This window comes from Arthrobacter sp. NQ4 (genome assembly GCF_029077345.1).
GTDB lineage: Bacteria > Actinomycetota > Actinomycetes > Actinomycetales > Micrococcaceae > Arthrobacter.
This window is the reverse complement of the sequence record NZ_JARETC010000013.1, coordinates 16527-28558: the sequence shown is the minus strand read 5'-3', so window position 1 is coordinate 28558 and position 12032 is coordinate 16527. Positions and strand designations below refer to the sequence as shown.

12 protein-coding genes are annotated in these 12032 nt (G+C 66.7%); 7 read left to right on the top strand and 5 right to left on the bottom strand.

The window, feature by feature from the left end; translation table 11 throughout:
• Nucleotides 1-3: 3 nt before the first annotated feature.
• A complete protein-coding gene (locus PUN51_RS17855) occupies nucleotides 4-519 on the bottom strand; it encodes a MarR family winged helix-turn-helix transcriptional regulator (protein ID WP_159629622.1) in 516 nt (171 codons plus the stop codon).
• A 155-nt stretch (nucleotides 520-674) separates the two neighbouring features.
• Between PUN51_RS17855 and PUN51_RS17850 the strand changes: the two genes are divergently transcribed.
• From PUN51_RS17850 to PUN51_RS17830, 5 genes are all read left to right on the top strand, one after another.
• Nucleotides 675-1178, top strand: coding sequence for a GNAT family N-acetyltransferase (locus PUN51_RS17850; RefSeq protein ID WP_224023768.1), 504 nt, complete (start codon nucleotides 675-677; stop codon nucleotides 1176-1178).
• Between the two features lie 54 nt (nucleotides 1179-1232).
• Nucleotides 1233-1667, top strand: coding sequence for an acyl-CoA thioesterase (locus tag PUN51_RS17845; RefSeq protein WP_275181973.1), 435 nt, complete (start codon nucleotides 1233-1235; stop codon nucleotides 1665-1667).
• Between the two features lie 184 nt (nucleotides 1668-1851).
• Nucleotides 1852-2928: an extracellular solute-binding protein gene (locus PUN51_RS17840; protein ID WP_275181972.1), complete on the top strand. Its 1077-nt coding sequence runs from the start codon at nucleotides 1852-1854 to the stop codon at nucleotides 2926-2928.
• A 46-nt stretch (nucleotides 2929-2974) separates the two neighbouring features.
• Nucleotides 2975-4039, top strand: coding sequence for an ABC transporter ATP-binding protein (locus tag PUN51_RS17835; protein WP_275181971.1), 1065 nt, complete (start codon nucleotides 2975-2977; stop codon nucleotides 4037-4039).
• The gene (locus PUN51_RS17830; RefSeq protein WP_275181970.1) at nucleotides 4036-5859 is read left to right on the top strand and encodes an ABC transporter permease; all 1824 of its coding nucleotides are present in this window, start codon (nucleotides 4036-4038) and stop codon (nucleotides 5857-5859) included. The genes PUN51_RS17835 and PUN51_RS17830 overlap by 4 nt, the downstream gene beginning before the upstream one ends.
• Here the strand turns inward: PUN51_RS17830 and PUN51_RS17825 are convergent, their stop codons facing one another.
• Nucleotides 5860-6921, bottom strand: a complete 1062-nt coding sequence (locus PUN51_RS17825; RefSeq protein WP_275181969.1) for an FAD-dependent monooxygenase — start codon at nucleotides 6919-6921, stop codon at nucleotides 5860-5862.
• 57 nt (nucleotides 6922-6978) lie between these two features.
• On the opposite strand from PUN51_RS17825, the gene PUN51_RS17820 reads away from it, so the two are divergent.
• The gene (locus PUN51_RS17820) at nucleotides 6979-7518 is read left to right on the top strand and encodes a TetR/AcrR family transcriptional regulator (RefSeq protein WP_159629609.1); all 540 of its coding nucleotides are present in this window, start codon (nucleotides 6979-6981) and stop codon (nucleotides 7516-7518) included.
• A 41-nt stretch (nucleotides 7519-7559) separates the two neighbouring features.
• On the opposite strand, the gene PUN51_RS17815 is transcribed toward PUN51_RS17820, so the two are convergent.
• The 3 genes from PUN51_RS17815 to PUN51_RS17805 form a co-directional block, all read right to left on the bottom strand.
• Complete coding sequence (locus PUN51_RS17815; RefSeq protein ID WP_224023775.1) at nucleotides 7560-8747, bottom strand: 4-hydroxybenzoate 3-monooxygenase; 1188 nt, start codon at nucleotides 8745-8747, stop codon at nucleotides 7560-7562.
• Nucleotides 8748-8882: 135 nt separating this feature from the next.
• Nucleotides 8883-9626 (bottom strand): IclR family transcriptional regulator, encoded by a 744-nt coding sequence (locus PUN51_RS17810; protein ID WP_275181968.1) that lies wholly within the window; start codon nucleotides 9624-9626, stop codon nucleotides 8883-8885.
• A gap of 111 nt (nucleotides 9627-9737) precedes the next feature.
• A complete protein-coding gene (locus PUN51_RS17805) occupies nucleotides 9738-10814 on the bottom strand; it encodes an FUSC family protein (RefSeq protein ID WP_159634991.1) in 1077 nt (358 codons plus the stop codon).
• A 158-nt stretch (nucleotides 10815-10972) separates the two neighbouring features.
• Here PUN51_RS17805 and PUN51_RS17800 point away from each other — a divergent pair, with 158 nt between their 5' ends.
• Nucleotides 10973-11809 carry an amino acid-binding protein gene (locus PUN51_RS17800; protein WP_159629604.1) on the top strand — a complete coding sequence of 279 codons (837 nt, stop codon included), beginning with the start codon at nucleotides 10973-10975 and terminating at the stop codon, nucleotides 11807-11809.
• Nucleotides 11810-12032: the final 223 nt, after the last annotated feature.

Genomic DNA, 12032 nt, shown 5'->3' with positions numbered 1-12032 from the left:
AGGCTAGTGAACTTTTAATTCCGCACTTTCGGCCGCCTGGAGCGATTCGGTCATGCGCTGGAGGAAGTCGACCACAGTTCGGGCCTCCTCTGCGGTCAAGCCTTCCGCAACCGCCATCATCCGGCGATGCATGGCACCGAGGGTCTCCCGGACCTCCTTGTCCGACTCCACCGTGGGGACCACCACCACGGAGCGGCGGTCGGAGGGGTGCGCCTCCCGGCGGACATGCCCGCTGGCCACCAGGCGGTCAATCAGCGAGGTGGTGGAAGCGCTAGTAATATTGAGGAACCGGCTGAGATCCTTGGGGACAACCTGCTTGCCGGACGCCTGGACCCTCAGCAGGTACCGCAGGGCAAGGATGTCCGTCTCACCCATGCCCATGGAATCCCTGGTGCTGCGGCGGATTTCGGTCTCGGCCGCCCGGTAGTCCCGGAGGGCCTTGAGTACCGCCGCACTGTAGTCCAGTTGCCCGTCGGGTCCGTACCAGTAGCCGGATCCCTCGTTGCCCATAGAAGCCATGGGATCATTTTAGACCAACTGGTAACTAGACCGCCAAGTAACTTCCCTTCACGGCTGCTCCTGGCGTTATCCAGGTGCTAACCGCCAGGAAACACCTGCGTAACTCCCCGCACCTAGCCTTGTCAGGCATACCCCTCCGGCGAATCGAGGCAGATATGCAGACCAACCCCAGGCTCAACATCCGGCAGGTCTCCTGGTCCAATCCCGTTGGCGCGGACCTTCGCCGCGCGCAGCAGGCCGAACTCGACGCCCGCTTTGGCCGGCCCGACCACGAGCCCGGGCCGCCGCCGTCGGGAGCAGACTGCGCTGTCTTCCTGGTGGCATACGACAAAGGATCGGGGCAACCGGTGGGCTGCGGCGGGCTCCGGCTCCTGGATGGAACAACGGCCGAAATCAAGCGGCTCTACGTGCTGCCGTACACCCGGGGCTCCGGCGTTGCCAGCTCCATCCTCGCGGCACTGGAAGCAGAAGCATTCAGCCAGGGAATCACCAGGATCAAAGCCGAAGCCGGATCGGCACAGCCTGACGGCCGGAACTTCTACGAGAATTCGGGGTTCGAACCCATCCCGAACTTCGGGCCCTATATCGGCGTGGAGCACTCGCACTGTTACGCCAAGCGCATCAACGCCCACAGTGCCGCCCAGACCGCCATGGCCTAGCACCCGGTCCGTCACACTCGGATTGCGGGCAGTGGCTTCGGCTAATCTCGGCCTATGGAAACAGCAGACATCACCTTCCGGACCCGCAAATGGGTCCGGCCCGAGGACCTCAACGCCAACGGGACCCTCTTTGGCGGCAGCCTGCTGAAATGGATCGACGAAGAAGCCGCCATCTACGCCATCCTCCAGCTGGGAAACGGCCGCGCAGTCACCAAGTACATTTCGGAGATCAACTTCGTCAGCTCCGCGGTCCAGGGCGACCTGATCGAAATGGGACTGACAGCCACGCGGTTTGGCCGGACCTCACTGACCATGCGCGCCGAGGTCCGCAACATGATCACCCGGCAGAGCATCCTCACCATCGAGGAGATCGTTTTCGTGAACCTGAACCAGGAGGGCAAGCCCGAGCCGCACGGCTATACGGAAATCACCTACGACAGGGACAGGATCCCCACCCACCACCTCAGTGTGACCGCCGTCAAGGACTGACGCCGCCCACGGCCAAGGTTTTCCCCCGGTTCACGCCGAGGGCCCCGGCCGTTTCCCCGACTGGACCAAAGTGAGCAGCCGGGCTGTTTATCGAATCGATAGCTATAACAGCCCGATTTTTGTCATGCCCGGCTATAGGCTGTGCGGACATGCTCCGATTCCAGTCCAGAAATGAGTCCTGATCGTGCGTACATTGAAGACTTTGGTTGCCGCCGCCGTCGCCGCCACCCTGCTCGCCGGCTGCGGCGGGGCTTCCACCCCGCCCGCTTCGACCGGTGAAGCCTCCGGGGCTCCGGCAGGCGCCTCCGGGGACACCCTGGTGATCTACACCAACTCCAACGGCGAGGGCCGGGGCGACTGGTTGGCCGCCAAGGCGGCCGAGGCCGGATTCAAGATCGAGATCGTGGGGGCCGGGGGCGCCGATGCCACCAACAAGCTCATTGCGGAGAAGAACAACCCCATCGCCGACGTCGCATTCGGCCTGAACAACATGTACTTCTCGCAGGTCAAGAACGAGGGCGCGCTGGAGGCCTACCAGCCCGCGTGGGCGGGCGATGTGGACAAGGGCCTGGGCGACGGGGAGACGTACTGGCCCCTGGTGAAGCAGGCCATCCTCCTGGGCTACAACTCGGACAAGATCTCCAAGGACGCCGCACCGAAGGACTGGACGGACCTGTGGACCAAGGACGAGTTCAAGAGCCGGTACGAGCGGGTCATCGGCCTGGGCACGGCCACGGCGCAGCTGGTTTTCGCCGGCATCCTCTCCCGGTACCGGGACGACTCCGGGGATCTGGGGATTTCCGACGACGGCTGGAAGCAGGTTGAGCAGTACTTCAAGAACGGCAGCCCCGCAGTGGCCAAGACCGACCTGTTCGCCCGGATCGCCGCCGGCGACGTGGACATGGGCCAGATGCCGTCCTCGATCATTGCCGACCGCGAAAAGTCCTTCAAAGTGAACGTGGACACGGTCATTCCTTCCGTGGGGGTCCCCCTTGCCGTGGAGCAGATCGCCCTGGTGAAAGGCACCAAGAAGAAGGAGCAGGCGCAGAAGTTCATCGACTGGTTCGGCAGCGCAGACGTCCAGGGCGAGTTCGCGCAGAAGTTCAACTCCATGCCCGTCAACAAGAGCGCCCAGGCGAAGGCCAACCCCGAGGTGGTGGACTTCTTTGCCGGCCTCAAGCAGCAGGACATCGACTGGGACTTCGTCCAGAAGAACATGGGCGCCTGGGTGGAGAAGATCGAACTCGAATACATGACGTAACCCGTCCCGCCAGCCGCCGTTCCCGCGTTCCATCAGACAGGTTGCCATGATCCGCTTGGAAAACATCGAAGTTACCTTTGGCGATTTCACCGCCATTCCGCATCTGGACCTGCATGTCCAGCCGGGTGAGTTCTTCACCCTCCTGGGGCCCTCCGGCTGTGGAAAGACGACGGCGCTGCGCACCCTGGCCGGCTTCATCCAGCCGGCCGGGGGTACGGTCCGGGTGGACGGGAAGGATGTGACCCGCCTTCCCAGCGACAAGCGGCAGGTGGGCATGGTGTTCCAGAACTATGCCCTGTTCCCGAGCATGAGCGTATGGGAGAACATCGCCTTCGGACTCCGGGTCCGGAAGGAAAAACCTGCCGACAGTGACCGCCTTGTGCGGGATATTGCACGGCGCGTGGAACTCAGCGACGAGCAGCTGGCGAAGAACGTGGCCGAGCTGTCCGGCGGCCAGCAGCAGCGCGTGGCTGTTGCCCGCGCCCTGGTGCTGCGGCCCAAGATCCTGCTGCTGGACGAGCCGCTGTCCAACCTCGATGCCAAGCTCCGCCACCAGTTGCGCCAGCAGCTCAAGGACCTGCAGAGCGAGTTCGGCATCACCACCGTGTACGTTACCCACGACCAGGACGAGGCCCTTGCCATGAGTGACCGGGTGGCGGTCTTCAACAAGGGCGTGGTGGAACAGGTTGGGACGCCCCAGGAAATCTACGACCATGCCGCTACGGAGTTCGTCTGCAACTTCATTGGTGACAGCTCGGCCCTGACGCCGGACTTCGTGGCGGAGGTCAACCGGCTCTCCGGCGCCGGCCTCAGCACGGATGCCAGATCCTACCTGCGCGTGGAAAAGGCCTCCCTGGACCGGCCGGCGGACGGAGGGACCGCCGTCGGGCTTCCCGCCACCGTGGTGTCCCGGACCTACCACGGCCTGCACAGCCGGTATGTGGTCCGCAGCCATGGCGCGGATATCCGCCTCCTGGTCCGGGAAGACGGCGCCGCGCACCCTGAGGCCGGCACGGCCACAACGGTCTACGTCCAGCCCGGGCACATCCTCCAGTACCATCCGGGATCCGGTGCCGCGCTTGCACAGGACCAGGCGGTTGCCCTGCCATGAGCGGCAACAACGCGGTGCGCAGCATGGTCCGCTCCCCGTTCGTCGTGGTGGTGGGGGTCATCCTTACCTGGTTCATCGCCGCGTTCCTGGTATGGCCCAACGTGAACATCCTGATCGCCACGTTCTTCCCCGACGGCAGCTTTTCGGGCCGTGCCGCGGAGAAGCTGTTCTCCTCCCAGCGGGCCATGAAGGCACTGGCCAACAGCTTCCTGCTGGCCGTGGCGCTGTCCGTCACCGTCAACCTGGTGGGCGTCTTCATCGTCCTGGTGACGCATTACTTCAGGATCCGGGGTTCGAGGATCCTTTTCCTGGGCTATGCCTCCACCTTCATCTATGGCGGCATCGTGCTGGCGGCGGGGTACAAATTCATCTACGGGGACAAGGGCATTGTCACGTCGCTGCTGGTCCGGGTTGTCCCCGGCATGGACCCCGGCTGGTTTTCCGGGTTCTTTGCCGTGCTGGCGGTCATGACCTTTGCCACCACCACCAACCACATGCTGTTCGTTGCCAACGCCCTCAAAGGCATCGACTACCAGACCATTGAGGCCGCGCGGAACCTTGGCGCCTCCACTTGGACCATCCTGCGGCGCATCGTCCTGCCCATGCTCAAGCCCACGCTGTTCGCCGTCACCATCCTGTCCTTCCTCACCGGCCTGGGCGCCCTCAGCGCCCCGCAGGTGCTGGGTGGCCGCGATTTCCAGACCATCACGCCGATGATCCTGACGTTCACCAACAGCCCCACTTCACGCGACCTGGCGGCGCTGCTGGCCGTGATCCTTGGCCTGGCCACTATGGTGATGCTCGCCGTGATGTCCCGGCTGGAGAAGGGCGGCACCTACTTTTCGGTGTCAAAGGTGTCTTCCGAGCTGCAGAAACAGGACATTGCCAACCCCGTAGCCAACGTGGCGGTGCACGCCGTGGCCTATCTCCTCTTTGCCGTCTACACGCTTCCCGTGGTGCTGATCGTGCTTTATTCATTTGCCGACGGCGCCGCCATCCAGACCGGACAGCTCTCGTTTTCCAACCTGACACTGGACAACTACATCCGTGTCCTCACTCAGCAGTCCGGGCTGCGGCCGTTCATCGTCAGCGTGGTGTACAGCGCCCTGGCGGCCGTCATCGCCGTCGGCGGCCTGCTCTTTGTGGCCCGGCTGCTGCAGAAGTATAAAAACTGGGTGGCCTCAACATTTGAGTACCTGCTGCACATCCCGTGGATCCTGCCCTCAGCGCTGCTGGCCCTGGGCCTGATTGTCAGCTACGACCACCCCAATCCGCTGGTAGGCGGTGCCGTCCTCACCGGAACAACGGTGATCCTGCTCATCGCCTTCGTCACGGTGAAGATCCCGTTCACCCTGCGGATGCTCAAGGCATCCTTTGCCGCCGTGAACTCTTCCCTGGAGGAGGCCGCCGCCATTATGGGCGCCAAGACGCTGTATGTCTTCCGCCGGATCCTCCTGCCCCTGGTGCTTCCGGCGGCGGCAGCCATCACGGCCCTGAACTTCAACAGCCTGCTGGACGACTACGACACGGCGATCTTCCTGGCCCATCCGCTGGTGCAGCCCCTGGGCCTGGTGATCAAGGCGAACACCGACGGTGCCGAGGGCACGGAGGGCATCGCAAACACCTTTGTCTACACGGTGCTGCTGATGGTGATCACCGGGGTGACGATGTACCTCGTGTACGGCAGGTCAGGGCGGCGGAAGGGCAGGAAGCGTCTTCCCGCAGCTCCGGCCGGCCTGCAGGTCTCCGACGCCGGACTTCCCGGCGCACAGGCGCCGGGTGAGGACGACGCCACGCGCCCGGCAGCCGCCGTCCGCTGACTACCGCCCCGGACCGCTGGCGACGGCGGTCCGTGCGTTCCGCCGCCGGGCCAGGTTGAGCACGCGGTCGCGCAGCGGCTGGGCACGGTCTGCCAGGGCGACACGCCCGAGTGCAGAGGAGGCCACGCTCACGGCGCGGGTGCGGAGTCTCCGTTGCTTGTTGTAGGCGCGCAGTGCCTGCTCCTGGCCTTGAGGCGCGTTGTTGAGGAGGTCGGCCAGTGTCACCGCGTCCACCAGCGATTCACAGGCGCCGCGGCCAAGGGTGGGCATCATGGCGTGCGCGGCATCGCCGATGAGCACCGTCCGCCCGCTGACGTAGGAGCGCAGATGCGGCACTGTCCACAGGCGCTGGACGAGGCATTCCTCCGGGGTAGCTGCAGCGAGGGCACGCCGGATGGCAGGCGCGTGGCCGGAGAAGCGTTCCCGGGCCTGGTCCAGCGCCAACGGAACATCGATTCCGTAGGGTCCAAGTTCGGACCGGTAACTGGCGTACCAGAAGGACCCGCCCCGGGCGGCTGCCATGCCGAACAGGTCGCCGCGGCCCCAGTACTCGCCCACCTCGTCCTGAGCGACCGGCGTCGGGAGGGTTCCCCGGAGGGCAAGGTAGGGCGTCAGGCGGGCATCGGTGGCGCTGCCCCATCCCGTACGGCGAACCATGCTGTGGACGCCGTCAGCGCCCACCACCAGGCTGCCATCCGCGGGGACTGACTGCACGGCATCGGTGACACGGCGTACGGCGGCGGGCACGGCGCCGTCCAGCAGCCGGATCAGGTCGATCCGGGAAATGCCGAACATCTCCCCGGCATCGACCGTGACCCACGGTTCACCCTGTGCATTGCGGACCGACCCGCTGCCCAGCACCGGGCTGACGGCCCGGGCCTGGTCCAGTATTCTCAGCCGGGCCAGGGCTCGCTGGGCGTTGGGCCACATCCCGAGGGCGTTGCCGACGGTGGGCAGTTCCGGCCGTTTCTCGTACACCGTCACGTGGAAGCGGCTGGGATCCAGGGCTGCCGCAAGGGCCAGGCCGGCGATGCCGCCGCCAACGATCGTGATCGTTTCCATGCGCGCCATTTTACTACTTTTGTAGTGATCCGGAAGGGGTCCCACTACACTGAATCCATGCCGGACCGACGCACCCTGTTGCTCGATGCCGCCCTGGCCGTGGTGGCGGACAAGGGCATGAAGGGGCTCACCCACCGGGCCGTGGACACCGCCGCAGGCCTGTCGGAGGGCACCACGTCCAACTACTACCGGAACCGCGCTGCCCTGGTTGACGCCGTCCTGGGCCGGCTGCTGGAGCTGGACGCCACCCTCCTCCGGGACCAGGGGCCTGCCGGTCCGCCCAAGGACGTGGGTGAACTGGCAGGCCAGCTCGCCTCCATGGTGGTGATGCTTGCCGGCCGGCACGCCGGCCTGACCCGCGCCCGGCTGGCACTTTCCCTGGACAAGCCGGACTCCGTGACGGCCGGCCACTTCCAGCTGGTGGGAGGCCTGGAACAGGCGCTTGCCGGGCTGGGAGTGCCGGACGCGCGGGCGCGGGCACGGGATGTGGCCGACTACGGCGACGGGGTGCTGCTGCACCTGCTCACCGTCAGGCGGGACGAGCAGCCGGACGCTGCCGCCATCGCCGCCGCTGTCCGGCGGCTGGTGGGTATATAAGCCTCACCCGGCCGGCCGGCGTCGTCCTTTCTCCGGATGCCCTAGGAGGAGGCGGGCCAGCCCGTGTAGGCCTCAGCCAGGTAGGCCCTGCCATGGCGGGAGGAGACCACGGAGTTCAGTTCGCCGAGCTGGCGGGCGCGGGAGAAGTCGTCCGCATCGGCCGGGGTGTGCAGCATGGTGGTCATCCAGTAGGAGAACTGCTGGGCCTTCCACACCCGGTCCAGGGCGCGGTCGCTGTAGGTGTCCAGGAGCCGGTCCGAGCCGGAGTTGTAGTGGCTGTCCAGCCCCTCGAAGAGGAACTTGACGTCGTTGATGGCCAGGTTGAGGCCCTTGGCACCGGTGGGCGGCACGGTGTGTGCGGCGTCGCCGGCCAGGAACAGGTTGCCGTGGCGCATGGGGGTGTGGACGAAGCTGCGGAACGGCAGGACCATCTTTTCCAGGACCGGACCCTCCTTGAGCTCGAAGCCGTTGCCGTTGACGCGGCTGCGGAATTCGGCCCAGATCCGGTCGTCATCCCATTCCGCCACGTTTTCCTTGGGGTCGCACTGGAAGTACATCCGCTGCACGGTTTCCGTGCGCTGGCTGATCAGGGCGAAGCCGTTGGCCGAGTTGGCGTAGATCAGTTCGTCGGAGCTGCGCGGCGCCTCGGCCAGGATGCCGAACCAGGCGAAGGGGTATTCGTGGAAGTACCACTTGCGGTGGGCCTCGGGGATCTGGAACCGGCAGTGGCTGCGCGAGCCGTCAGCGCCCACCAGGAAGTCGGCCTGGATTTCGAACTCGACGCCGTCGGCATCGGTGAACCAGACCTTCGGCCTGCCCTCCAGGTCGTGGACGGTGGTGTCGGTGACGCTGTACCGCACGTCGCCGCCGTCGTCCTTCCTCCGTGCGGCGAGGTCCAGGAAGACGTCCGTCTGCGGGTACAGCCACACGGACTCGCCCACGAGGTCCTTGAAGTCGATGCGGTGGCTCTCGTTGTTGAAGCGCAGCTCGATGCCGTCGTGCCGGTCGCCGTCGCGCAGCACCCGGTCCGAGACGCCACTGTCCACCAGCAGGTTAACTGTTCCGTGCTCCAGGATGCCGGCGCGCACCGTGTGGGAGATTTCCTCGTGGCTGCGGATCTCGATCACCGTGGACTCGATGCCTGCCTTGGCCAGAAGATGGGAAAGCATCAGCCCTGCCGGACCGCCTCCCATGATGGCTACCTGGGTGGTGATGATTTTTCGTGCCATGGCTTTGTCTCGCTTCGTTGCGGGGCCCGGGAGTGGGGCCGGAATGGGTGCCTGGGTTCAGTGTGCGCCAGGCCGGGTGACCGGCGTTACAGGCATTCCGTTCAACGGATTCCGGGGGTGGTGTGAGGGGCCGGATCAGGCCTCGGCGAGGCCGCGGGCAATGCCGCGGGCCGCCGTCTGCAGCGCGGGAACCAGCGCCTGCAGCCGCATTTCCCGCAATGGAACCACGACGCCGAGAGACGCCACCGCGCGCCGGCGGCGGTTAAGGACGGGCACGGCTATGCCCCACGTGTCCGGGTCAACCACGCCCTTCAGCTGCGCGAAACCCTGTCGCGAAGTGTCCGCGAGCAGGGTCCGCACGTCATCGGCAGTCAGCTTTCCGTCGGGATCGTGGAACTGGCCGAGGTACTCGTTCTGCAGCGCCCTGTCCTGGTGGGCCATGAGCGCCAGGCCGGCTGACGAGATATGGACAGGCATTCGGCCTGCCACCTGGGCGCGGTTGACCACCGAGCCGCGCCGGGAGAGCCGCTCCACGAAGAGCGCCTCCCAGCCGTCCAGTACAGCAAGGTTCACGTTTTGGTTCAGGACCTGCTGGATGTCCTCCATGAAGGGCATGGCGGCCTGGCGCAGCGCCAGAGCGGGAGAGGCGCGGTTCACCAGTTCCCAGAGCCGGAGGCCGGGACGGACCGTTCCCCCGGGGGCAGTCTCCAGCAGGCCATGCCCGGCGAGCTGGCCCACCAGCCGGTGCGTGGTGGTCAGGGGGAGGCCGGACCGCTCCGCAAGCTCCGACAACCGGAGATCGGCGACGTCCTGGGGGAAGGCGGAGATCAGCCGCACAATCCGGTCCACCACCGAATCGCCCGAGCTTGAGTTCGCCACGGCCGCACGCCCTTCCGTTGAATGGGAAGTCCAGCATACCGCGCCCGGCGGACCAAAGGCGGGACGAACCGAAGGCGGGGCGCACCCACAGGCGCTTTTACCGGACGGCTGTCAGGCCGCCGTCGGGCCCTGCTCCGGCCTGCGCCGCAGGCGCCGCCACGCGCCGGGGGCGAGCACCACCGCGATGCCGACGGCGGCGCCAATGACGGTCTCGATGATGCGGTCCCGCAGCAGGATGGACGCCGAGGCGGGGACCACCAGGAGCGTGGACACCAGCGCGAGGGGTGTGACGAACACCTGGGCCACCAGGTACTGGCGGATGATGAACATCTCCGCGCCGAACTGGCAGAGCGCCATCACCAGCACCGTCTGCCAGGGCTGCAGGCCCACCAATAAGACGGCTGCCAGGACCAGCAGGCCCAGCACCGTGCCGATGATCCTTTGGATGCCGCGGCGCACCCGGTGCCTGGTGGTGTGCCCCACCAGCGGAACCACGGCGGCCACCATGGCCCAGTAGTTGTGGCCGAAGCCGAGCCGGCCGCCGGCCCACGTGGCCAACGAGCCGGCCAGGCCTGCCGCCACCAGGTAGCCGAAACCCTCAAGCCACGCCGTCCGCTTCTCCGCCGGGGTCCGCCGGATGCGGGGAGGCCTGGCCCAAGGGGTGCGGTGACTGGGAAGGATCCGGGAGGAGAAGCCGATGAGCAGGGCGAACACCGTGGTGAGGACCGCGACCAGCATGCCCTGCCACAGCGGCGGCTGGTTGGGAATGGAGGCGATGGCGGCGAAGGCGAAGATGTGGAAGAGGGAGCCCGCCGGGCGCAGCCGCAGCCAGGAGATCGCCACCGAACACCCGCCGGCCACCAGGGTGGTGGCCAGGACCAGCAGCCAGGTGTGCGCGGCGGCATCCAGGCCCCAGGCTGGACCCATCCGGGCGGCGAGCGCGGCGAGGAGGATCACCAGCAGCATCAGCAGCCCGGCGCGCAGCTGCAGCACAAAACGGACGGCGTGCGGCTCTCCGCGGCCATAGATTCCGGTGAAGGCACCGAACGACGCGAAGATTGCCAGGTCCAGCCTGCCCAGCAGCACCAGGGTGATCAGGGGCACGAAGACGCCGACGGCGCACCTCAGTGCCGGGTGGTGGTCCTTGTTGCCGGGGGCGATGCTGAACATCTCAGCAAGCATCTTCACGGGGGCAGCGCCTTCCTTGGGGGTGGATTCCGGGGTGGCGGCCGCGCTGACGTTCCTGGTAAATCCTACGGCCCAGACCCCCGGGACCGCCCGGCACGTTCCCATGAACGGAATCGGGAGGCAATGCGGCGGAAACAACGCCCCATGATGCTTGAGTCATGAAGCGCCCTCCGCACAACTCGCCCGCCGCTGACCTGAGCTGTGAAGTCTGCGGCCGGATGCCGGAACCGCCCAAGGCGCGGCTGACCCTGGCGAACGTGGCAGCGATGCTGCCCATCGAGCTCCTGGTGCACGCGCTGGTGGTGGAGACGCACCTCCCTTACGTGGCGAAGGTGCTGGTGCTGACCCTCACCGCCACGGTCCTGGTGATCTGGGTGGCCGAGCCGTCCGCCGCCCGGATCCTGCGCGGCTGGCTGCATGCCCCGGCGCTGCGGCACCGCCGCCGGCTGGCCGCCGCCCCGGCGCTGTGGCGGGCGCGGACGATGCTCCAGGACCAGCCGGGATCGCTGCAGCGGGTCACGCGGGCGCTGTCCCGGCTGGATACCAATATCCTCGGCATCCACGTCCACCCGGTGCCGGGAGGGGTCCTGGACGAGTTCGTGCTCTCGGCTCCAGGGACCGTGGGCGAGCGTGAGTTGCTGGCCGCGCTTGCCGACGGCGGCGGGAGCCGTTCGCACGTTTGGCCCACCACCGCGCTGGCCATGGCGGACGGGCAGACCAGGGCGCTGAGCCTTGCCTCGAGGATCGCGGCTGCACCGGAGGAACTGCCCCTGGCGGTGGCCGAGCTGCTGCACGCAACGATTGTGCCGCCGTCGGACGCCGGCACCAAAGCGGCCGACGACGGCACCCGGCTTAAGATCCCCACGGCCTGGCATGGCCCCATCACCTTTGCCCGGCCGGGCGAGCCGTTCACCCCGGCCGAGTCGGCCCGGGCGCACCGTCTGGCGGAGCTTGCCGAGATCCTGTCCCACCGGCGCGAGGACTCCCGCGCCTAGGTCCACGGGCAGTCACAATCCGTTGGCAGGCCATCCGGGCTCATCGGACCGTGAAACCCCTTGACAGTGGCGGGAGTCACTTCTACCTTTGATTTTGGGATCCCAAATTGGGATCCCAAAAAGAGTATCCGCTCCACGCTCCGGATCGTCCAGCGGCCGCTCCCCCTCCGCAGGCCGGCCCCATCCTGCCCGCGACGCATCACACATCTTTTCGAACCCTCCC

What these genes read in the sequence shown, in the direction of transcription:
- PUN51_RS17855 (WP_159629622.1), bottom strand. Translation starts at nt 519, where the DNA reads ATGGCTTCTATGGGCAACGAGGGATCCGGCTACTGGTACGGACCCGAC.
- PUN51_RS17815 (WP_224023775.1), bottom strand. Translation starts at nt 8,747, where the DNA reads ATGGCACGAAAAATCATCACCACCCAGGTAGCCATCATGGGAGGCGGT.
- PUN51_RS17835 (WP_275181971.1), top strand. Translation starts at nt 2,975, where the DNA reads ATGATCCGCTTGGAAAACATCGAAGTTACCTTTGGCGATTTCACCGCC.
- PUN51_RS17845 (WP_275181973.1), top strand. Translation starts at nt 1,233, where the DNA reads ATGGAAACAGCAGACATCACCTTCCGGACCCGCAAATGGGTCCGGCCC.
- PUN51_RS17825 (WP_275181969.1), bottom strand. Translation starts at nt 6,921, where the DNA reads ATGGAAACGATCACGATCGTTGGCGGCGGCATCGCCGGCCTGGCCCTT.
- PUN51_RS17830 (WP_275181970.1), top strand. Translation starts at nt 4,036, where the DNA reads ATGAGCGGCAACAACGCGGTGCGCAGCATGGTCCGCTCCCCGTTCGTC.
- PUN51_RS17800 (WP_159629604.1), top strand. Translation starts at nt 10,973, where the DNA reads ATGAAGCGCCCTCCGCACAACTCGCCCGCCGCTGACCTGAGCTGTGAA.
- PUN51_RS17820 (WP_159629609.1), top strand. Translation starts at nt 6,979, where the DNA reads ATGCCGGACCGACGCACCCTGTTGCTCGATGCCGCCCTGGCCGTGGTG.
- PUN51_RS17850 (WP_224023768.1), top strand. Translation starts at nt 675, where the DNA reads ATGCAGACCAACCCCAGGCTCAACATCCGGCAGGTCTCCTGGTCCAAT.